This is a genomic window from Halolamina sediminis, assembly GCF_001282785.1.
GTDB lineage: Archaea > Halobacteriota > Halobacteria > Halobacteriales > Haloferacaceae > Halolamina > Halolamina sediminis.
In genome coordinates, this window is record NZ_CVUA01000001.1 from 654226 (window position 1) to 675124 (window position 20899).

General features: G+C 69.5%; 23 protein-coding genes. 15 read left to right on the forward strand and 8 right to left on the reverse strand.

From position 1 onward, the window contains the following. Positions 1-126 precede the first annotated feature (126 nt). Entirely contained in the window at positions 127-1215 is a 1089-nt protein-coding gene (locus BN1959_RS03350) for a geranylgeranyl reductase family protein (protein ID WP_053947298.1), read from the forward strand. 8 nt (positions 1216-1223) lie between these two features. Here BN1959_RS03350 and BN1959_RS03355 read toward each other — a convergent pair whose 3' ends face one another. Continuing rightward, positions 1224-2267, reverse strand: coding sequence for a glycine cleavage T C-terminal barrel domain-containing protein (locus tag BN1959_RS03355; protein WP_053947299.1), 1044 nt, complete (start codon positions 2265-2267; stop codon positions 1224-1226). A 48-nt stretch (positions 2268-2315) separates the two neighbouring features. Beyond that, on the reverse strand, positions 2316-2615 hold the full coding sequence (locus BN1959_RS03360; RefSeq protein ID WP_053947300.1) for a DUF6432 family protein: 300 nt from the start codon (positions 2613-2615) through the stop codon (positions 2316-2318). Positions 2616-2748: 133 nt separating this feature from the next. Here BN1959_RS03360 and BN1959_RS03365 point away from each other — a divergent pair, with 133 nt between their 5' ends. Together BN1959_RS03365 and BN1959_RS03370 are read left to right on the forward strand one after the other, a co-directional pair. Next, the gene (locus tag BN1959_RS03365) at positions 2749-4071 is read left to right on the forward strand and encodes a DUF7093 family protein (protein WP_053947301.1); all 1323 of its coding nucleotides are present in this window, start codon (positions 2749-2751) and stop codon (positions 4069-4071) included. 42 nt (positions 4072-4113) lie between these two features. Next, the gene (locus BN1959_RS03370) at positions 4114-4494 is read left to right on the forward strand and encodes a DUF5611 family protein (protein ID WP_053947302.1); all 381 of its coding nucleotides are present in this window, start codon (positions 4114-4116) and stop codon (positions 4492-4494) included. On the opposite strand, the gene BN1959_RS03375 is transcribed toward BN1959_RS03370, so the two are convergent. Continuing rightward, on the reverse strand, positions 4491-5228 hold the full coding sequence (locus BN1959_RS03375; protein ID WP_053947303.1) for an SDR family NAD(P)-dependent oxidoreductase: 738 nt from the start codon (positions 5226-5228) through the stop codon (positions 4491-4493). The two genes, BN1959_RS03370 and BN1959_RS03375, sit on opposite strands and share 4 nt — an antisense overlap. Positions 5229-5318: 90 nt before the next feature. Between BN1959_RS03375 and BN1959_RS03380 the strand changes: the two genes are divergently transcribed. From BN1959_RS03380 to BN1959_RS03390, 3 genes are all read left to right on the forward strand, one after another. After that, positions 5319-6746 (forward strand): LVIVD repeat-containing protein, encoded by a 1428-nt coding sequence (locus tag BN1959_RS03380; protein ID WP_053947304.1) that lies wholly within the window; start codon positions 5319-5321, stop codon positions 6744-6746. A 108-nt stretch (positions 6747-6854) separates the two neighbouring features. Continuing rightward, complete coding sequence (locus BN1959_RS03385) at positions 6855-7181, forward strand: NifU family protein (RefSeq protein WP_053947305.1); 327 nt, start codon at positions 6855-6857, stop codon at positions 7179-7181. Between the two features lie 59 nt (positions 7182-7240). Continuing rightward, positions 7241-7771 (forward strand): hypothetical protein, encoded by a 531-nt coding sequence (locus BN1959_RS03390; RefSeq protein WP_053947306.1) that lies wholly within the window; start codon positions 7241-7243, stop codon positions 7769-7771. Here BN1959_RS03390 and BN1959_RS03395 read toward each other — a convergent pair whose 3' ends face one another. Both BN1959_RS03395 and BN1959_RS03400 read right to left on the reverse strand, forming a co-directional pair. After that, the gene (locus BN1959_RS03395) at positions 7772-9202 is read right to left on the reverse strand and encodes a DUF402 domain-containing protein (RefSeq protein WP_053947307.1); all 1431 of its coding nucleotides are present in this window, start codon (positions 9200-9202) and stop codon (positions 7772-7774) included. It lies immediately after the preceding gene. A gap of 114 nt (positions 9203-9316) precedes the next feature. Then, positions 9317-9673, reverse strand: coding sequence for a cell division protein SepF (locus BN1959_RS03400; RefSeq protein ID WP_053947308.1), 357 nt, complete (start codon positions 9671-9673; stop codon positions 9317-9319). Positions 9674-9792: 119 nt separating this feature from the next. Between BN1959_RS03400 and BN1959_RS03405 the strand changes: the two genes are divergently transcribed. The 5 genes from BN1959_RS03405 to BN1959_RS03425 all read left to right on the forward strand — a co-directional run bounded on the left by BN1959_RS03405 (position 9793) and on the right by BN1959_RS03425 (position 15377). Next, positions 9793-10509 carry a DUF1028 domain-containing protein gene (locus BN1959_RS03405; RefSeq protein WP_053947309.1) on the forward strand — a complete coding sequence of 239 codons (717 nt, stop codon included), beginning with the start codon at positions 9793-9795 and terminating at the stop codon, positions 10507-10509. A gap of 70 nt (positions 10510-10579) precedes the next feature. Continuing rightward, entirely contained in the window at positions 10580-12100 is a 1521-nt protein-coding gene (locus BN1959_RS03410; RefSeq protein ID WP_053947310.1) for a carboxypeptidase M32, read from the forward strand. A gap of 550 nt (positions 12101-12650) precedes the next feature. Beyond that, the gene (locus tag BN1959_RS03415; RefSeq protein WP_053947311.1) at positions 12651-13094 is read left to right on the forward strand and encodes a DUF5788 family protein; all 444 of its coding nucleotides are present in this window, start codon (positions 12651-12653) and stop codon (positions 13092-13094) included. Positions 13095-13146: 52 nt separating this feature from the next. Beyond that, positions 13147-14916 carry a DNA polymerase/3'-5' exonuclease PolX gene (gene polX, locus BN1959_RS03420; protein ID WP_053947312.1) on the forward strand — a complete coding sequence of 590 codons (1770 nt, stop codon included), beginning with the start codon at positions 13147-13149 and terminating at the stop codon, positions 14914-14916. Then, the gene (locus BN1959_RS03425) at positions 14913-15377 is read left to right on the forward strand and encodes a Mut7-C RNAse domain-containing protein (RefSeq protein WP_053947313.1); all 465 of its coding nucleotides are present in this window, start codon (positions 14913-14915) and stop codon (positions 15375-15377) included. The genes polX and BN1959_RS03425 overlap by 4 nt, the downstream gene beginning before the upstream one ends. Position 15378: 1 nt before the next feature. Here BN1959_RS03425 and BN1959_RS03430 read toward each other — a convergent pair whose 3' ends face one another. Continuing rightward, positions 15379-16494 (reverse strand): DUF7139 domain-containing protein, encoded by a 1116-nt coding sequence (locus BN1959_RS03430; RefSeq protein WP_053947314.1) that lies wholly within the window; start codon positions 16492-16494, stop codon positions 15379-15381. Positions 16495-16615: 121 nt separating this feature from the next. Between BN1959_RS03430 and BN1959_RS03435 the strand changes: the two genes are divergently transcribed. Then, complete coding sequence (locus tag BN1959_RS03435) at positions 16616-16924, forward strand: DUF5789 family protein (RefSeq protein WP_053947315.1); 309 nt, start codon at positions 16616-16618, stop codon at positions 16922-16924. Here BN1959_RS03435 and nreA read toward each other — a convergent pair. Further along, on the reverse strand, positions 16910-18169 hold the full coding sequence (nreA, locus tag BN1959_RS03440) for a DNA repair protein NreA (protein WP_053947316.1): 1260 nt from the start codon (positions 18167-18169) through the stop codon (positions 16910-16912). The genes BN1959_RS03435 and nreA overlap by 15 nt on opposite strands. Before the next feature lie 233 nt (positions 18170-18402). Between nreA and rnhA the strand changes: the two genes are divergently transcribed. Both rnhA and BN1959_RS03450 read left to right on the forward strand, forming a co-directional pair. Then, complete coding sequence (gene rnhA, locus BN1959_RS03445; protein WP_053947317.1) at positions 18403-18996, forward strand: ribonuclease HI; 594 nt, start codon at positions 18403-18405, stop codon at positions 18994-18996. Beyond that, entirely contained in the window at positions 18986-19612 is a 627-nt protein-coding gene (locus BN1959_RS03450; protein WP_053947318.1) for a DUF7108 family protein, read from the forward strand. Before rnhA ends, BN1959_RS03450 begins: the two co-directional genes overlap by 11 nt. Before the next feature lie 6 nt (positions 19613-19618). Here BN1959_RS03450 and BN1959_RS03455 read toward each other — a convergent pair whose 3' ends face one another. Further along, positions 19619-19981, reverse strand: coding sequence for a PadR family transcriptional regulator (locus BN1959_RS03455; protein ID WP_053947319.1), 363 nt, complete (start codon positions 19979-19981; stop codon positions 19619-19621). 203 nt (positions 19982-20184) lie between these two features. Between BN1959_RS03455 and BN1959_RS03460 the strand changes: the two genes are divergently transcribed. Beyond that, positions 20185-20715, forward strand: a complete 531-nt coding sequence (locus BN1959_RS03460) for an inorganic diphosphatase (protein ID WP_053947320.1) — start codon at positions 20185-20187, stop codon at positions 20713-20715. The last annotated feature ends 184 nt before the right edge of the window (positions 20716-20899 follow it).

Sequence of the window (20899 nt, forward strand, 5' to 3'; positions counted from 1 at the left end):
GATGCAGTAACCGACAGCGCGGGTCGAACACGGCCGGAGTCCGACGTACCGGCCCGCGATAGGGAAGCGCGTCGGCTGTCAGCCCCAACCACGAGACATATGTCCCGAGCCCGGGTAGCCGGGGGTATGTACGACTTCGCCGTCGTCGGCGTCGGGCCCGCCGGCGCGCGCGTCGCCCGCCGTGCGGCTGAGGCGGGCTACGACGTGGTCGCCTTCGAGCAGGGGGAGATCGGGACGCCACTCGCCTGCTCGGGACACGTCTCGAGGGACATCTGGGAGTACACCCCCGCGGGTGCCCGCGAGGAACTGCTCCAGAACGAGGTGTACGGTGCCGACTTCCACGTCGGCGGCGCCGAGAGCGACGCCTACCCGTTCTACAAGGACGAGCCCGTCTCGAACGTGATCGACCGCGAGGAACTGGACCGCATCCTCGCTGAGGCGGCCAGCGACGCGGGCGCCGAGATCCACGACGGCCACACCGTCACGGGTGTCGACGAGCGGACCGACAGCGTCGAACTCACGGTCTCGCCGGACGACGGCGACGCGTTCACCGTCGAGGCGCGGATGCTTGCCGGCTGTGACGGCCCGGTCTCTCGGACCAGACGCGCGGTCGACCTCCCCGAACCCGACGAGAAGCTCCACGGCGTGCTGGGGTTCGACTCTGCCCCCGACCACGGCGACTTCGTCGACGTGCACCTCACGGTGCCGAGCTTCTTCGCGTGGCGCATCCCGCGTGGCGAAGCCGGCGTCGAGTACGGGCTCGCGGTCCGGCCGGACGCCGACAGCGACGCCCGCGCCCGGTTCGACCGCCTCGTCGACGCCTACGGCGCCGAGATCGACCGGTTCTGTTCGGGTGCGATCCCGATCGGGCCGCCGGACTCCGTCACGTCCCACCGCGTGTTTCTGGTCGGCGACGCGGCCGCACAGACGAAACCGTTCACCGGCGGTGGCATCCTCTATGGAATGCGCTCGGCGGACCACGCGGTCAGGGCGATCGATCCCGACGATCCGGCCACGCTGTCGGCGTACGAGGCGGCGTGGCGCGACGAGCTCGCAACGGAGATCCGGCTCGGTCACTGGCTGCGCCGCGCCTACTCGCTCCCGGAGCCGATCCAGCGGTTCGGACTCCGGCTCACGTCGGGCGAAATCGGGGTCCACATGGACCGCCCGACCACGCTGTTCTCCCGGGAGCACCTGCGGAGCTACCTTCCCTGACTACCCGCTCAGTACGACGGGAGCCGCCCGGACTGCTCGCCACCCTCGACGAACGGGAGCGACGACCGCGTCGCTCTGACCTCCCCGCGATCGGTCCGGACGGCACGAACCGACGCGTCCCGATCGATCCGCGCGAACGCGATCGGTTCCGACAGCGACGGGCTCCACCCTGCCCGCGTCACGCGGCCGATCGGGGCGTCCGAACCGAGCACGGCGGCCCCGCTTCCGGGGATCCGGTCGTCGTCCGCGGCGTCGATCCGGAGGCCGACGAGCCGGTGGCTCGGCTCCTCCGTGGTCTCCCCGACGCCGGCGACGCGAGCCAGCCCGGTCGATTCCGGGGACTCGCCGCGGATGTCGGGGTCGAACAGCGGCGTCCCGGCTTCGAGGGTGAGCGTCTCGTACGTCCGGTAGCCGAAGGGGGCGGCGCCGTTGCCCCGCGAGAGCAGCGTCATCCACACCTCCCCGGCGTCGTCGGCGGCACAGATCACCTCGTAGCTCTCCTCGCCGCCCGGCGCGTCCCCGGCGACGACGGAGACGCCGGCGTCGCCCATCGACCCACGGACGAACGAGTACGCCCCCGTCGGCGCGCCGGCGTTGTGCAGCACCGACGCGATCTTCTCGGTCGCCATCGGGCCGTGGACGCCGAACACGCCGAACTCGGTCGTCGCCTCGCGGGCGGTCACATCGCGGTCGGCGGCGGCCAGCCGGCGGGCCAGCGGCTCGGCACGCCCCGGCGGCGTGAACAGCAACAGGCGCTCGCCGGCGTCGTAGACGAACAGTTCGGCCTCGATCGTTCTGCCGTCGAGTACTAGCGCGTAGCAGCCCCCGCCGTCCGTGCCGGGCAGCTCGTTGGTGACGGCCTCGCCGACGACGGTGTGACGATCGCTCCCCGTCACGACGACGACGCCGTACCCCATCTCGATGGCGCCGACGCCGTTGCGGACTGCCCGGACCGTCCGGTCGGGGCGCCCGTACTCTTCGACCACTTCGCGGCCGCCGCGCTCGCCGAACGTCGCGCCGTGATCGGCGTGGCTCCCGCCGACTAGCGTCATTGCCCGACGGTTCGGCGCCCGCGGGAAAAACTCCGCCGGTTCCGCGGCTCAGAACCCGAACCGGTCCCGGATGATCTCCAGCACGCTCGGTTCCTCCTCGTCGAGATCCTCGGGGTCGGCGACGACTCCCTCCGCGGGGTAGAGCACCACCCCGTCGCCGTTGCTTTCCACCTCGATCAGCCCCGCATCCTTGAGGTCACCGAGCGCGGGCTCGAGCCGGTCGATGTCGGCGTCGACCGCCGCGCGCAGTTCGAGTACGCTCATCCCCTCCTCGGCGCGGTCGGCCAGCGCCGCGAGCACCTCGAACTCCACTTCGTCCCTGTCGCGATGCTCCGGACTGACGGCCATACCCGACCGTGGGAGTGCGAACGGCTTACCTCTACCGGCGACTGGCGGCCCGACCGGCGTGCTGTGGGGACTCGCACGGCCACCACGGCAGGTGGCGGGGTATTTTTAGCCTTCCGCCCGTCTAACTCGGGTAATGGGACTCAGGTGTCTGCTCGGACACGACTTCGGCGAGCCGGAGACCGAGCGTGAACGCAACGAGGAGGGTAACGAGGTGGTCGTTACCGTCCGGGAGGTCAAGACCTGCGAGCGCTGCGGTGAGAAGCAGGTAGTCAGCGAGAACAAGGAGATCACGTCGATCGATCAGCTCCGCGACTCGGCTGCCGGCGAGCAGTCCCGAGAGGAGTCGGCCCCGAAAGTCGGGATCGGAACCGACGCCGAGGAGGAGTGGGGCGACGACGACCCCGCGGCCGGGCAGCCCGAACCGGCGACAGCCGGGACGGAGCCGGAACAGCCCGCCGAGGAGACGGCCACCGTCGAACCCGACGAGGACCCGATCGAGCGCGGCGTCGCCGACATCATCGAACAGGCCGAGAAGGACGACGACATGCTGGAACAGGCGCCCGGGGAGCCGGCGGCCGAGCCCGAACCGGCGGCTGATGCGGCTTCCGACGAGTCGGAGCCGGCCGAGAGTGAGGACGACGAGCCGGTCCACCCCGGCCAGCGCTCGGCGGCGGCCGAGGAGTCCGACGCCCCCGACCCGGCGGAGGACGACGGTGTGATTCTCGACGACGACGCGTCCCCGCCCGAGGAGGGCCGCCACCAGTGGGAGGAAGAGGCCAGCCCCGAGGAGGTCCCCGGTGACGAACGGAACGTCGGCGACGCCTCGGCGCCCGAGGAGTCGGAGGAGGACGACGCCGAGATCATCGACGCGAGCGATTCGTTCCCGGAACCGTCGTCCGCCGAGCCCTCGTCGGAGCCGTCGACTCCCGAGGACGAATCGCAGCAGTCCTCGACGCCGTCGGCCGTCGAGTCCGAGGACGCCGAGATCGTGGACGCCGATCCCGAGCCCGCCACGGGCACCTCGGATCCCGCGCCCGAGTCCGGCGTGAGTCAGTCCGAGGCCGCCGACGCCTCGACCGAGCGCGAGGAGACCGACGAAGGGCACATGCCGTGGCCCGAGGGTCCCGGCGAGGACGAGGGCCACGACGCGACGGCGCCCGAGGGTGAGCCCGCGGACGTGGACTTCGGCGACTTCGCCCCGGCCGAGGAGCAGTCGAGCGACGCCGAGACCGACCGCGCGAATGGCCACCGGACCGACGAAGGCGAGTCCAGCGAGCAGTCGACGGCGCCGACCGCGAACGTCGATCTCGAACGGTCGAGCCGCGACGCCGAACTGGAGTATTTCTGCCCCGAGTGCGGGCTGACCCGCGACGTGGGTACCTCCTCGATGCGGGCCGGCGACATCTGCCCAGAGTGTCACGCTGGGTACATATCGGAACAGCAGAAGGCGGAGTAGCGACCCACAACTCGTAAACCGACCGCTCGCAAACGCCCGGGTATGAAGGAGTACAAGATGCGCCGCGGCGAGACGCTCGAGGAGCGCATCCCGGATATGGAGGCGACCGTCGAGGAGTACTTCGGCGAGATCACCGACACCGAGGAGTACAAGGGGAGCGACCTCTACGTCGTCGAGAATCCGGACAACCCCGTGTTCGAGCGCATCGTCGCCGGGGCGGTGAAGTACTCGGGCAAGAAGGACTGGCTCGGCGTGGAGTTCGAGGAGCGCGACCCCACCGAGCTCGGCCCCGACGAGCTCGAAGCCGCCGGCGACGCCGTCGACACGAAAAACGAGTTCCTGCTCGAAGCCACCGCGCGTGACGCCAAGTCCCGCCGCGACTCGCTGAAGCGCGAAGTCGAGGACGACGCGCCGGACTACTAGATCTCTTCGGGCAGCCAGCCCCCGTCGATCTCGACGTTCTCACCCGAGACGTAGTCGCTATCGGACCGACAGAAAAACAGCGCCGCGTTCGCCACGTCCTCGACGGTCGCCCAGCGCCCGCGCGGCGCCTCCTCGGGGAACTCGTCGCTGGTCTCGATCACGTACGGCGACACCGCGTTGACCGTAATCCTGTCCTCTTGCGTGTCCGCCGCGAGCATCCGAGTGAACATCAGTACGCCCGTCTTCGCGACGAAGTACGGGAAGTTCGTCGGCCCGACCAGCGCCTTCTCGCTGCTGGCGTAGCCGACGTTGACGATCCGGCCCCACGCCTGCTCGCGCATCGCGGGCAGCGCGCGGCGTGAACAAAGCATCGTTCCGTTCAGGTTCGTCTCGATCACGCGGTTCCACGTGTCGAGGTCGATCGCTTCCCAGTGGTCCGGGGCGAAGTCGCCGACGTTGTTCACGAGCACGTCGACCGGCCCCAGTTCGGCCTCCACCTCCTCGAACAGCGCGTCGACGCTCTCGGGATCGGTCACGTCGCCCTGGACGGTCGTCGCGTCGGCGCCGAACGCCCGCGCGTCGGCCGCCGTCGTCGCCGCCTCGTCGTCGCTGCTGTAGTAGTGGACCGCCACGTCCGCCCCGGCGTCGGCCAGCGCGAGCGCCAGCCCGCGACCCAGCCCCGCGGCGCTCCCGGTCACCAGCGCGACCCGCCCGTCGAGATCAGCGTTCTCCATAGCGCACCGTTCGTCGCGACCCCCAAGCGGGTTTCGCCCGCCCCTCGGCCGACCCCGCCGCTTATGGGCACACGTCGCCTCCCAGGAGCCATGCGCAGGCGCGAGGCGCTGTCGCTGCTCGGCGGCGCCGCCCTCCTCTCCGGACGTGTCGCCGGCCACCCGACGCCGCCGGCTGGCGACCCCGACGGAACGCCGCCGACGCGGACCGACACGGGGTATGGCCCGCTCGCCCGGCTCCCGATCGAGGGCGCCACCGAGGCGGTCGTCTCCGACGATGGGACGACCGCCTACGTCGCCGCGACGACGGGGTACGCGGTCGTCGACGTCTCCGACCCCGACGAGCCGCGCGTGCTCGCCGAGCGCCGCGACCCGCTGGCCGACCGCGAGGGGGGGCCGCTCGCCGGAATCTACGACGTGAAACTCTCCGGGGAGACGCTACTGGTCGTCGGCCCCGCCAACCCCGGGATGAGCGAGCTCTCGGGCGCGCTGTTCGTCGACGTCTCCGACCCCGAATCGCCCGAACGACGGGCGTTCTTCGAGACCGACTACCCGATCCACAACGCCGACCTCGACGGCGAGCGGGCGTACCTGACTGCCAACGACGGCGCCGATCGCGGGCTCGCGATCGTCGACGCCGCCGGTGAGCCGAGCCGTCTCGGCGGCTGGTCGCTCACCGAGCACGACGAGCGCTGGACCGCCGTTCCGCCGCTGCCGCGCACGCTCCACGACGTGTTCGTCCAGGACGGCGTGGCGTACCTCGCCCACTGGGACGCCGGGACGTGGCTGCTGGACGTGACCGACCCGAGCGCGCCGACGGTGATCGCCCACATCGGTCGCGGACCGAGGACGGTCGCCGACGAGTACGAGTCCGGGGCGGACGTCTACGACGGGCTGCCCGGAAACGCACACTACGCCGCGGTCGACGAGGCCGGCGACCTGCTCGCGGTCGGCCGCGAGGCGTGGGCGACCGAGGAGCGTCCGGAAGGCGGGCCGGGCGGGATCGACCTGTACGACGTGTCCGACCCCTCGGAGCTGATCCACCGCTCGACGATCGACCCCCCGCCCACCCCTGACCCGACGCAGGAGGGGACGTGGACGACCGCCCACAACTTCGAGTTCCGGAACGGCATCCTCTACAGCTCGTGGTACCGCGGCGGCGTGAAACGCCACGACGTCTCCGACCCGTCGGCGCCGCGGGAGCTGACGTGGTGGGCCGACCGCCCCCACGCGGAGTTCTGGACCGCGCAGGTCGCCGTCCCCGGATCGACGTTCGTCGCCACCTCGCGGGCGACGCTCGACTCGCCCGCCGCGCTGTACGTCTTCCCCGACGCCGACGGACGGACGCTCTGGGGGTACGACGACCTCGTGACCCCGACCGCGACGCCGACGAGTGTCGAGACGCCAACCTCGACCGATGCCACCCCCCGCGTCGACGCGCCGGGGTTCGGGCCGCTGGCAGCGCTTGCGGGCCTCGGGCTGGGCTCGCTCGCGTGGCTGCGCGGCCGAGATCAGACCTGAGAGAGGTCCGGACTGAGCAGCAGGAACGACCGTGACACAGTTTTTTCGCGCCCGTCGGCGTGCAGGAAAACCGCAAGCTACCAGTGTCCCCGTCCCGAAAGGGGAACGATGAGCGAGGAGAGCCTGAAACAGCGCGTCGAGGACTGGATGACCGGGCAGATGCCCATCATCCAGATGCACGGCGGGCGGAGCGTCGTCCGGGAGGCCGACCCGGAGACGGGCACCGTCACTGTCGAGCTCGGGGGGTCCTGTGCCGGCTGCGGGATCAGCGACCTCACCGCACAGAACATCAAACGCGACATGATCGTGGCGTTCGACGAGGTCGACGAGGTCCACGTGCTGGTCCCCTCCACCGGCGAGCAGGGCGACGCGACCGTCGAGGGCGGCCGGGGTGGTGAGCTCCAGCACGGCACCGAACACCCCAACCACTTCTGAGCGCCCGCCAGCGGCTCCCCTCGCGGTGAATTGATACTGGCCCCGTGAGACCGGCCAGTATGAACCGACGACAGTTCCTCCCAGCTACGGGGCTCGCGGTCGCGGTTCCGGTCGCAGGCTGTGCCGCACCGACCGACGGCACGGAGACACCCGGCCCGCAGCGCGTGACGGTGAACTTCCGCAACGACGGCGACCGGAGGCTCGTGTTCACCGCCGCCGTGGTGGCCGAGGGGTTCGGCGGCGTCGAACTCACATACGCCGACGACGAGACGGCGGCGTTCCCCGACGCCGAGACGGTCGACGACGTGCCGGCGAAGGCGTGGGAGCAGGCGGTGACGTTCACCCCGCTGGGGGACGCTCAGCGCCGGCAGTTCGGCTCGACGGCCGGCTCGGCCACCGGGATGGAGTTCCAGCCGATGCCGTACGGCAGCACCGTCGTCACCGCGGTCGCCGATCCCGACGCCGAGCCACCGATGCTGAGCATCGGCTCCGGGAGCTGCGGGCAAAGCGAAGAAGCGGCGCTCGAGCTGTCCGTCGACGCCGGGGGAGTCGTCCACCAGTCGACCGCCTGTACGGACACGTCGCCGTAATCAGATCGCACGCTCGATGCCCGCGGCGACGCTGCGTGCCTTCTCTGCCAGTTCCTCGGACACCTCCCCGGCGTCGACCGCCGCGTCGAGCTCGTCGTCGTCGACGCGCTCGACCGTGCCGTCGGGCTGTTTGATCACGTCGACGTGGAGGTCGACGTAGCACACCGAGTCCGGGAACAGCTCGACGGGCGTACAGACGTTGACGTACGTCCCCTTGTGCTCGCCGTCGGCGCTCCGGTAGGTGGTCGGGTACCACCAGCGCCCCTCGCGGAACTTCGTCTGCGCAGTGTCGCCGGACGCCCGGCGGGTGCCGAGTGCGTCGTACGTCCCGCCGCCGCTCATCTCCCGCTCGACCGTGAGCTGGTCGCCGTCGCGCTCGACAACCTCGCCCTCGCCGAGCACGATCCGCCGCCCCGCGGGCTTCCCGTGGTCGATTCGGACGCGATCCCCCTCGGTCGGCCCGAACTGGTCGGCGACGACGGCGAACGGGAACTCCCCGCCGAGATCGTCGCCGCACAGTGCCTCCGCGAAGTCGACGCCCGCGCTGGCAGCCTCGGTGCCGGCCTTGGTCCGGTGGTGGCCCGGCATCGTCGCCGTCACCTCGCGCCTGCGATCGTCGAGGGCGAAGCGGGACTCGCGGCCGAACCAGACCCACGCCCCTGCTGTGGGTGTCGCGACTTCACGGACCGGCTCGGGGTCGCCGGCGTCGTCGACGGCCCGATCCAGTTCAGCGGCGCGTTCGTTCGCCCGCTCCAGCGCGTCGCCCAGTGTCCCCATCTCGGCGTCGCGGGCGTCGCGTGCCCACTCCAGTCCCCAGCCGTCCGCGGGCTCGGTGTCGAGCAGGTCAGTCAAGCCGGCGAGTTCGCGGCCGGCAGCGTCGTCGCGGCCGGCGACGCGGACGCCCGAACGCCCGCGGACGAGCGTCGCGAGGCCGGCCTCGACCCGCAGGCCGGTGTCGAGCACCGGGCGGTCGTCGCCCCACGGCGCCGCGGCCCCGACGACCTGTCCCCGGACTACGTCGCCGTCGTCGATATCGCCATCGACGTTGCGGTACGGGAGAAACCCGTCCCCCCCGCCTAGTTCGACGACCGCGCCGCTGCCGAGCGTCTCGGTCACGCGGCCGTCGAACACCGCGCCGACGGGGGCGGGGTCGTCCCACGCCAGCGTGTCGATCCCCCTGTCGACGAGCAGTTCCCGAACCGACGCGACGGCGTCGGGCTCGCCGGCGACGTTGACGCCCTGTCGGTCCGGCCCGGTCTCGATCGCGGCGTCGTGGTCCGCGGCGGGGAGCTCGGCGTCGAAACGCCGCTCGATCGGCGGCGAAGCCTGTACGACACGGTGGCCGGCGTCGAGTAGTACTCGGGTGAGGGCGGTGGCGTAGATCCCCCGGACCCGGACGCTCGACGCGCTGCCGGCCGCATCCTCGGTCATGGACGGAGGTTCGATCGGGGGGAACAGGTAGGTGACGGTCTCCGGCGGCGCAGTGTCGACCCTGCCGCCGCTCGCCGTGGTTCTGCAGCGAATCGAGAGAGAAAGGGGAGCGCGTTAGTTCAGCTTCTCGCGGGCGATCCCGACGCCGGTAGGGGTGACGACGATCTGATCGTCGCCCTTCTTCACGATGTCGCCGTCGACCTCGTTAGCGACCTGTCGGAGCTCCTCGACGATACGGTCGCTGGCGGTGTCTGTCGTCGAGTGACGGGTGATGTCCGCGATCACGAGGTCGCCGTCGTAGACGGCGTCCTTGATCTCGATCACGTCCTGCTGGCCACCGATCTCGGCGAAGTGGACGCTCATCGTCCCGGCGGCGCCGGGGCTCTCGAAGTCCTCCTCGAGGTCGAGCGTGGCGTAGTCCTCGGTGCTGCGATCGCCGCCGCCGCCGAGGATCTTACTCATGATTCCCATGCCAGAACGCTCCGGGGCTGCGGCATTAGTTCTTGCGCCGTCCGCTCGCGAGCCGGCGGCGGACCGCCCGTTTCGCCGGGAGAGGACGACTTTTCCCCGCTCCGGACACAGCGACGCCCGTGACCTTCAGCATCTGCGTGCGCGAGGAGTACGAGGACGAGGACGGGAACGAACAGCGGCGGTTCGGCGTCGCCGTCACCACGCGGCTGCCCGCGGTGGGGACGCTCTGTCCGTTCGTCTCCGAGAACGGCGCGGTCGCGACACAGAGCCTGGTGAACGTCGAACTCGGGGAGCGCGGAATCGAGTACATCGACGACGGGCTCGCCGTCGAGGATGCGCTCCAGTCGCTACTGAACGCCGACGACGGCGCCGAGAACCGCCAGCTCCACGGTGTCGACGCCGAGGGGGCGTTCACGTTCTCCGGCGAGGAGTGTCACGGCTGGTACGGCCACCGCGAGGGCGAGAACTACACCGTCGCGGGCAATCTCCTCACCGGCGAGGCCGTGATCGAGCGCGTCGCCGAGACGTACGCGGAGTCGGAGCGGGACGCGCCGCTGGCCCAGCGCCTGATCGACGCGCTCGGGGCGGGCTACGCCGAGGGCGGCGACAAGCGCGAGGAGCTCCACGTCCAGAGCGCCGCGCTGAAGGTACGCAGCACCGAGGACGGCGACGAGCCGTACTACAACGACCTGCGCGTCGACGCGACGGAGACGCCGATCCAAGAGCTGCGGGAGACGTACCGACTGGCCAGCGACGGGTTCGAGCAGGCCATGGCGCGCTACGAGGAAGCGATGGCGGCCGACGATCTCGACGCGGCCGACGAGGACGGGGAGTAGCGGGTCGAACGCTCGGTTCGTCGACTGCCGGCTCCCGGGGTTTGATAGGCGCTCGGGGCTATGCCAGCCTGTGTCTATCGAGGAACCCTCCGAGGACGCACCTGACGCGTACCGCGACCTCATCGAGCAGAACCGACGTATCTCCTACCTCAACGACGCCGGCGGCGTGCTGGGCTGGGACCAGCAGGTCACCATGCCCGAGGGCGGCGCGCCCGCCCGGTCGAAACAGCTCTCGGCGCTGTCTGCGGTCACCCACGACCTGATGACCGACGACGAGTTCGAGGCCGCGCTCGTCGGCGCCGAGGACGCCGCAAACGAGCTCGACGACCGCCAGCAGGCCAACGTCCGCGAGATCCGGCGGAGTTACGATCGGACCGCCGACGTGCCCGGCGACCTGGTCGAGGAGCTCTCCGAGGTCCAGAGCGAGAACCAACAGATCTGGCAGGAAGCGAAGGCCGAGAACGACTTCGAGCTGTTCGCGCCGCGGCTGGAGACGCTGCGCGACCTTTCGATCGACCGCGCCGAGCACATCAGCCCGGATCAGGCGCCCTACGAGGTGCTGTACGAGGACGGCCTCCCGTACATCTCCCGGGAGCGGATCCAGGAGATCTTCGACCGACTGAAGACGGAGCTGGTGCCGCTGATCGAGGAGATCGAGCAGCACGGCGACGAGCTCGCCTCGCCGTACGAGGGCGGAGAGTACGCCGAGGAGAACCAGCGTGCGCTCTCGGAGGCCGCACTCGACGCGATCGGCTACGACCGCGACCACGGGCGGCTGGACATCTCCGCCCACCCGTTCACCTCCGGCAACCAGTTTGACGCCCGCGTGACGACGCGATACAAGCCCGGAAATCCGATGGACGCGCTGACGGCGACGATCCACGAGTACGGCCACGCGAGCTACATGCTCGGGCTGCCGGAGGAGCACTACGGCACGCCGCTGGGGCAGTCGCTCTCCTCGGGCGTCCACGAGTCACAGAGCCGCTTCTGGGAGAACCACGTCGGCCGCACGAAGCCGTTCTGGGACTTTTTCCTCCCCGAGGTGAAGGAGCACCTCGACGGAGTCGACGACCTCACCGCACAGGAGGCGTACGAGGCGGTCAACCGCATCTACCCGAACAACCTGATCCGGGTGGAGGCGGACGAACTTACCTACCACCTCCACATCATCCTCCGATGTGAGATCGACAGCGCGTTCGTCGCGGGAGAGATCGACGTGGAGGAGATCCCCGAGCTCTGGAACGAGAAGATGGAGGAGTACCTCGGCGTCACGCCCGACGGCGTCGGCGAGGGCTGCCTGCAGGACATCCACTGGTCCTCGCGGTTCGCGGGGTTCCAAGGGTACACGATCGGCAGCGTGCTGGCGGCACAGTTGGACGCGGCGATGCGTGACGATCTCTCCGACGTGGACGGGAAGATCCGCAACGGGAACTTCGAGCCGATGCGAGAGTGGATGAACGAGAACGTCCACAGTCACGGCCGCGCCTACAAGTCCGACGACCTGATCGAGGAGGTGACCGGCGAGCCGCTGACGGCGGATTACTTCCTCGACTACGTGGAGGAGAAGTTTACGGACCTGTACGGGCTGTAGGAGTTCGAGTCTTCCTTTCGGTTTTCAGGCGTTTCTTTGGGTGTGTCGGTGAGCGTGATCGATCGAATAGCGACGGCAACAGCATCTCTATCGTTGGCCACTTGCGACCGCACCGCCCCGCACAGCCCTCAGGCCTCCCCAACCGACTCCTTCGTTCACTGTGTTCACTCAGTCGTCCCTCGCGCTGGCTCGTCCCCGGAGGGACTCGCGCTTCGCGCCGACAGCGACCGCGGTGCGGTTGCAGTGGACGCGAGCGCTCGCCCCCGGTCGGCGAACCCGTGGGGAGGATGGCGCGGCCGACCGACAGGAGGCCGCGGGAAACCGAGCGGGGAACGGAGTGACCCGCGAGGAGAGGGGAAGACCATCGCGGTGCTGGGCGGTGGCGGTACAAGTGGTCATGCTTCGAGACGCTGTTGCTGTCGCCGTTGCAGTCCTGGCACCCGAGAACGGAGGTCCCGTCGCTGTCACAGTAGACGTCTCGTCCAACACCGACAGAAACGACCACCCAACGGGCGAAGAAGCAAAGAGTCGCCCCACCCAACCACGCGCCGTGAAGGAGTACGAGCGCAAACAACTGCTCGAACGGGTCGGCCGCGAAGCCGCCACCATCGGCGCCGACATCCCCGAGGAGATCGAGGTGCAGGGCGAGCCCCTCGAGCTCCGGCAGTTCGTCTTCGAGATCAAGCGCCGCGACACCGTCCCCGCCGAGGAGCGCGAGCGCGTCGACGACGCCAAGCGGAACCTCCGCCGGGAGCGTAACGAGCGCCTCGAACGGATCGAGGAGGGCGAGATCAGCTTCGCGGAGGGTGAACGCCTCGCCGCCAGCATCATCGGGATCGACCGCGCGCTGAACGCCCTCGAACAGCTCGACCCCGTCGACCTCGAGAGCGAGGCCGCCCGGCAGGAGGCCGCCGACCAGAAGCGCTGGATGAACTTCCTCCAGCAGGCGCTGGGCCACGACGACGACGGCAGTCAACGACGCGGGTCGCTCTGACGACCGCCCCGCCCCGACCGAGACACGACCAAATCACCCTGGAACCCACCTCATGCCCACGAACGACGAACTCGCAACCCTACTCGAAGAGATGGCCGACCTGTTGGACGCCCGGGACGTGGAGTACAAACCCACGGCCTACCGGCGCGCCGCGGAAAACGTCCGAGAGTACCCCGAGCCGGTCGAGGAGCTCGCCGAAGAGGGCGAGAACGCCGTCGCGGAGATCAACCGCGTCGGCGACGCCATCGCCGCGAAGCTGGTCGAATACGTCGACACCGGCGAGATCGAGGAGCTCGAAGAACTCCGCGAGGCGCTCCCCGTGGAGATGGCCGCGCTCACGAGCGTCGAGGGCGTCGGCCCCAAGACGGTCGGCACCCTGTACGAGGAACTCGGCGTCACTGACCTCGACGAGCTCGAAGCTGCCGCCCGGAACGGCGAGATTCAGGAGGTTCCGGGGTTCGGGCCCAAGACGGAGCAGAACATCCTCGGGGGGATCGACTTCGCCCGGCAGGCCCACCAGCGCACGCTGCTCGGCACCGGGCGCCCGCTGGGGGAGGCCGCCCGCGACTTCCTCGCGGGCATCGACGCCGTCGAGGCGGCCGAACTCGCGGGGTCGAACCGACGCTGGAAGGAGACGATCGGCGACGTGGACGTGCTCGCGGCCAGCACCGACGGCGAGGCGGTCGTCGACGCCTTTCTCGACTGGGAGGACTCCGCCGAGACCATCGAGTCCGGCACCACGAAGGCCAGCCTCCGGACCGGCGACGGCGTTCGCGTCGACCTGCGGGTCGTCGACCCCTCGGAGTTCGGCGCCGCGCTGCAGTACTTCACCGGCAGCCGCGACCACAACATCCACCTGCGCAACGTCGCGATCGACCGCGACCTGAAGCTCAACGAGTACGGCTGCTTCGACGTTTCGACGGTCGAGAACCCCGATTCGGGCCAGCGCGTCGGCGAGCGCGTCGCCGGCGAGACGGAGGCGGCGATGTACGAGGCGCTCGACCTCCCCCTGATCCCGCCGGAGCTCCGGGAGAACACGGGTGAGATCGAGGCCGCCCGCGATGGCGACCTGCCGGACCTGATCGAGGAGGACGAGATCCGCGGCGACCTCCACGCCCACACCGAGTGGTCCGACGCCGACGCGACCGTCGAGGAGATGGCCGTCGGCGCGGCGGCGGTCGGTCACGACTACCTCGCGATCACCGACCACGCGGAGGGGCCGGGCGTGTTCGGCAACACCGGCCTCTCGCCCGAGGAAATCCGCGAGCAGATGGCGGCCGTCGAGGCGGCCCGCGACGCCCTCGACGACGCGGGCCAGGACCTCGAACTGTTCCACGGCATCGAGACGAACGTCGATCCCGACGGCGAGCTCTCGACCCCGGACGAACTGCTCGCGGACCTCGACATCGTCGTCGCTTCTCCTCACGCCGCGCTGGGGCAGGACCGGGCCGAGGCGACCGAGCGGCTGGTCGCCGCGATCGAACACCCCGAGACGGACATCCTCGGCCACCCGACGGGGCGACTGATCAACGAGCGCCCGGGGCTCTCCCCCGACTTCGAGGAGTTGGCCGAAGCCGCGGCCGACGCTGGGACGGCGCTGGAGCTCAACGCTAACCCCAGTCGGCTCGACCTCCCCGACTCCGCGGTCCGGGTGGCGGTCGAGGCCGGCGCCACGATCGCGATCGATACCGACGCCCACCGGCCCGGCGCGTTCTCGGAGGTGCGCTTCGGCGTCCACACCGCACGCCGGGGCTGGGCGGAGACCGACGACGTGCTCACCGCACGCGGCGCCGACGGTGTGCGGTCGTTCCTCGACCAGTGACCGGCGCTGGGAGCGAGTCCCGGGAACACCGGTTCCTGCTCGACGCGATGCTCGGCAAGCTCGCGACGTACCTCCGGATGTGCGGCTACGACGCCGCGTACGCGCTGGACCGAGGGATCGAGGGTGACGATACGATCCGGACTCTCGCCGAGGCGGAGGGCCGAACGCTGCTCACCCGGGACGAGACACTCGCGGCCTCGGCGGACGATGCCGTACTGCTCACCGAACGCGGTATCGAGGCACAACTCCGGGAGCTCCGGGCCGCCGGGGTCGAGCTCTCGCTCCCCGACCGGCCACGGCGCTGCAGCGCCTGCAACGGGGAGCTCGTGCCCGCGGCCGCCCACGAGCCGCCCGAGCACGTCCCCAACGACGTGGAGCCGTACCGCTGTCGGGACTGTGGACAGTGGTTCTGGAGAGGATCGCACTGGGACGACGTCGTCGAGACGCTCGCCGCGCTGTGAGCTACTTCCGCGGGCTGTACTCGTCGCAGGCGTCCATGTCGTCCATGACCTCGTCGTGGAAGCCGCAGTAGGGCTGCATTCCCTTATCGGTCTGGACGTACTCGAACTGCTTACAGGAGCCGCAGTAGCTGTCCCGGTCGGGCCCGCTCGCGGCGTTCTCGGGGGTCGAGCCGGTCGGCGTCCAGTCGTCCTCGCGTCGGGGGGAGCCCTCGGTTCCGGCCCCGTTCACCTCGCCCGCTGACTCGCTCCTGCTACTTCCCGACCGCCCGGCGGCGTCGTCGCGGTGCTCCCGTCGCGGGGGTTTGGAGCCGACGGAGTCGTCGGTGTCGGATCGCGGATCGGTCGTCGACGGGTCACTCGGCCCGCGGTTCGACGTCGAGGCGGAGCTACTGGAGGTGCCCGGCCCGACGTCGGGGATTTCGGACCCGTCGACGAACGCGCCGCCGGTGCCCACGTCGTCGATCGTGTTCGTCGACGCGCCGCCGTCGCTGGCGACGCTACTGTCGCTTCCCCCACCGGCGCCCGGGCGATCCGGGGAGTCCACGTCGGGCGTCCCGCCGAGGACGCCCATGCTGCCGGAGAACTTCGAGAGCTCGGAAGTCGGCACTTCGATCACCTTCGTCTCGCCCTGCGTGGTCACCTCCACTCGGGCGGTGCCGCCGGGGCTGTTCCGGGACTCGAAGTTGACGATTCCGGTGAACAGACACCAGAGCGTCGTGATGATCCCGGCGGAGTACAGCAGCGCGACGGGGAGGGTGAGCAGCGATCGGTCCCCGAGGCAGTTGCTCCCCACCCACTGACAGGGGTAGGCGTGGGCGAACAGCGCGACCCCGAGGATGGAGAGCGCGGCACCGATCACGGCCGCGACACGGGTCCGCCGGCCCGAGGGGAGCACGATGAACACGCCGAGGATCGCTGCTGGCACGCCGAGCCCGGCGAGGATGCCCGCCCACTCCCACGAGGCGGTGAGCGAGCCCAGCGGCGTCGTCGCCCCCACGACGACCCCGGCGATCGCGAGGAGGCCGCCGAGCGCGAACAGCCCCAGCCCAGCGTACAGTCGGCGGAGGCTGGTCTGGAACTCCGCGTCGGCCGTGTACACCTCCGAGAGACTGGTCATATTGAGAGTAACAGAGCCCACGGACTAAAAGCCGTACGTCAGACATCTGTTCGCGAACGGAGATGTCCCCGCCGTCGACGCCATCGAAAGCGTTACCGTCCGGACGGGCGATGTGCCGGGTATGAGCGAAGAGGAGACCGAGGAGGAAGCAGAGCCGGCCGTCGAACTCGGCGAGGGGACCGATATCGAGGGCGCCCCCGTCGCTCGGGTGGCCGCACGACTCACGTGGCCACAGGAGCGCAGCCGTATCGTCGAGAAGGAGGGCGAGGCGAGAATCCGGACGCCCCACGGCGCGCGGATTCTCGGGAACGTGCTGGAGGAGACCGACACCACGTACTTCGACACTCGACAGTCCTTCGTCGAAGCCGTGAAGGACGTCGTCGGGCACGGGCCCGTCGAGACCGACGAGGAGCAGTCAGAACTCCCGTAGACTCGACTGAAGCCCCGTCGCCATCGTCGACTTTCGTCGCAGACGTGCCTCAGGGACCGGCAGGTGGCTCCCGACCTCGCTGATCGCCCCCGACAGCGTCTCCGCGGTGCCGTGTTCCCCCTCGAAGGCGTGACGGACAGCCTCCCGGACTTGCCAGACGCCGACCGGGCCCCAGTAGTCGTCGGAGACGTGCCGCAGGACGAGCGCCTTCGCCTGTCGCCCGATATCGGAGAGGTGTTCGAGCACACCGAGCCGGGCGGCGTAGTACGCACCGGCGGTCTCGTCGACGTAGCCCGTCCGGCCCTCGAACGACTCGTGGGCGCTCGCGAGATACGTGCCCGCCTCCGGGTCGGGGTTCCAGATGCTGCCCGGCGCCTTCATCTCGACGAGCTCGTACTCCCAGTTGCCCGGCGCGAGGATCACCCAGAAGCTGTTGCCGAGATACTCGTTGTGGTGGACCTCCACGCTGTCGACGCTCTGGGTCCCACGGAGCGTCCCGCGGAGGTACTGCCCGACGGTGTCGTCGACGGCCGTGATCGACCACCGCGTAGGGACGAGTTTGCGGTTCTCCGCCTGCCCGAGCGCGCCCGCCGAGAGGATCGTGTTGATGTCGTACACGTCGAACCCGCGGCGGTAGAGGTAGTTGATCGCGCCCTGGGCCTGCCAGTCGTCGTCCTCCAGCGTCTTCTCCACGGGGCGGGGGACGTGCGGGTTCTCGGTGAGGTCCGCGGACTGGGCGGTGGCTCGCGGCCCCACGGGCGTCGCCACGTCGTCGCGGGAGACGTCGTAGTCCACGTCCGGGCGGCCGTCGAGCCCGACCTCCACGCCGACGGGCCGGTCGGCGATCGCGATCTCGCGCTGGACGCCGGTGAACCCGTCCCACGCGTCGTGGACGTCGACGCCAACCCCCGTGCGATTCGAGTTCAGCAGGCTGGTCCGGCGCTCGAACACGTCCGCGATCCCGACGCCCTCGTCGTACCACTCGCCGCTGGTCTCGAAGCGCCCGGCGTCGTCCTCGTGACCCACCGGCGAGAGGATGCCCGTCGACACTTTCGGGTAGTCCGACCGACCGACGAAGATCGAGGGGGAGACGCTGCCGACGAGCGCGTCGTCGGTGACGTGTTCCTCGAAGCGGCTCTCGAACTGCTCTAAGTGGTCGAGTATCTCGTAGTTCTTCTCCTCGGCGAGGCGGCGGCGTTCGGCCGCCTCGTCCGCCTCGTACTCGAGATACTCGTCCAGTCGCATCACCACGAACTCGGCGCTACGTCGGCTTGAAAGTTCTGTGCGCGGCAGCCTCGGCTACCACCCACAGGAACGAACAGGTGTCACGAGCGCCTCCCGACCGGTGTGTCACGCTCCCGTCTCGGCCGAGCCGGGGCCGTTCTCAGCGCATACCGTCGGTGGTCCCGTTCTGACACTTGAGCGTCGGGGTGACACAGAACAGAGGCGTCTTTACGCGCCCGGGAGGTAGCCTACCCATGCCGACGGTCACTGTCGACCCCGCGGACGCACGCGAGCGCCTCCGCGAGGCCGGCGTCGAGATCCGGGAGGGGAACACCGAGCACGAGCGCTGGCGGGCCGAACGCGGCGACGCCGTCGCCGTCGCCTACGACGACAAGGTCGTCGTGCAGGGCGGGTCGCCGACGGACCTCACGCTTCTGCTGGAGGACGGCGGCGGGCGCGCCCACGTCTACTTCGACGGTGCCAGCCGGGGGAACCCCGGGCCGGCAGCCGTCGGCTGGGCGATCGTCAGCAGCGACGGCGTCGTCGCCGAGGGCGGCGAGGAGATCGGCCGCCGGACGAACAATCAGGCGGAGTACGAGGCGCTGCTGCGGGCGCTCCGGGCCGCGCGGGATCTCGCGCTCGACGAGATCGACGTTCGGGGGGACTCCCAGCTGGTCGTCAAACAGCTCCGGGGGGAGTGGGACACCAACGACCCCGAACTCAGGGAGCTGCGCGTGACCGCCCGGGAGCTGCTCCGCGAGTTCGACCGCTGGGACGTCGAGCACGTTCCACGGGAGATAAACGACCGCGCCGACGATCTGGCGAACGAGGCACTCGATGACCGATAGCGAGCCCGAGACAGTCGACCGAACCGAGGGGGAAGAGCGCGTGCCGGACATCCCGGCCGATGCCGTCGACGAGACCGAACGGCTGACCCGACTGGCGCGTGCGGCCGAGCGCCGTGAGGACGATGCCGCGGCCGAGGAGGCCTCGGTGTACCGGGGGCGACGCGAGGAACTGGTCGAGAGGCACGACTACGAGACGCGGCTCCGCGACGGGGACGATACGCTGGTCCTCTACCCCGAGGAGTGGCTGGAAAACGGCGTCGTCCAACTGGACCGCGTCGAAGAGACCGACCGCGCAGTCGAGATCTCTCTCTCCGGCCCGGGCGACCCCGAGCACTGGCAGGAGATCGCGGACCACAACGACGAGCTGGTCGAGGAAGTCGCCGAGGAGTATCCGGACCACGAGGCCAACGCCCGGGCGGTGGCGGACTTCGCGAGCAACCACTACGCCAAGCCCGTCGAGAAGCTGACCGCCGAGGAGGTCGAACTGTTCCTCGACGAGTACTACCCGCGAAACGCTTGGCCCAGCGAGACGGACGCGTCGCTGGTCGAGGCGTCGGTTCGAAAGCTGTTCACGGCTGCCGGCAGCGAGCCGCCGGCACCGGTCAGCGAGGAGTGACTGCCGTCAGTTCTGTTCGTCGACGATCTCGCGGACCTCGTCGGCGCGGCTCTCGTCGGTGACGTACCGGGAGAGCGTCCACTCGAGCGTGTCGAGAACCGCCTCGTGGCCCTTCTCGGTCAGCGCGTACTGGTTGGTTCGCTTGTCGAGTTCGCTCTTCTCGACCAGCCCGAGCTCGACCAGATCGTCGAGGTTGGGGTAGAGTCGGCCGTGGTTCACTTCCGCCCCGTAGAACTCCTCGAGTTCGCGTTTGATCGCGAGCCCGTACATCGCCTCTTCGGAGAGGATGACGAGGATGTTCTGCTGGAACGCTGTGAGGTCTCGTGCGATACCTGGCTCTTCGTCGGTGACTGCTTCTGCCTCTGACATTGTTAGGGTGTGGCACTGTCCGCTCTCCCCACAACCGTGGAGACGGCCGACCCCCCTTCCCGGGGTGCGGCCGCCGAAAGCACACAGTAGGGTGTTCGTCCAGTGCTCGTGACAGATGATACTCGTCCCTGCCTAAAAGCGTTTTCGCCCGGACAGGAACGTCCCGAAAAGCATTTGCCCGGCTTGGCGGAACCTCAGGAGGCATGACGAACCTCTGGGAAGACCTCGAAACCGGGCCCGACGCGCCCGAGCAGATCTACGCGATCGTGGAGTGTCTCAAGGGCGAGCGGAACAAGTACGAGTACGACAAGGACGTGCCGGGCGTCGTGCTCGACCGCGTGCTGCACTCGAACGTCCACTACCCCTACGACTACGGCTTCATCCCGCAAACCTACTACGACGACGAGGACCCCTTCGACGTGATGGTGATGGTCGAGGACGCGACGTTCCCCGGTTGCGTGATCGAGGCCCGCCCGGTCGCGATGATGAAGATGGACGACGACGGCGAGCAGGACGACAAGGTGATCGCCGTCCCCAGCGAGGACCCCCGCTTCGACCACATCGACGACCTCGACGACATCCCCCAGCAGACCCTCGACGAGATCGACGAGTTCTTCGAGACGTACAAGAACCTCGAGGAGGGTAAGGAGGTCACCACCCTCGGCTGGGAGGACAAGGACGCGGCGCTCGACGCCATCGAGCACGCACAGGAGCTGTACGACGAGAACTTCTAACCAGTCACGGCTCGCGAGCGGCGAACGACGCTATGTCGTTCGCTCGGAGCGTGTTGCCGTGACTGTGTGACGACAATTCCGGCTCGCGAGCGGCGAACGATGCTATGTCGTTCGCTTGGAGCGTGTTGCCGTGACTGTGTGATGACTGATTACGGCTCGCGAGCGGCGAACGACGCTATGTTGT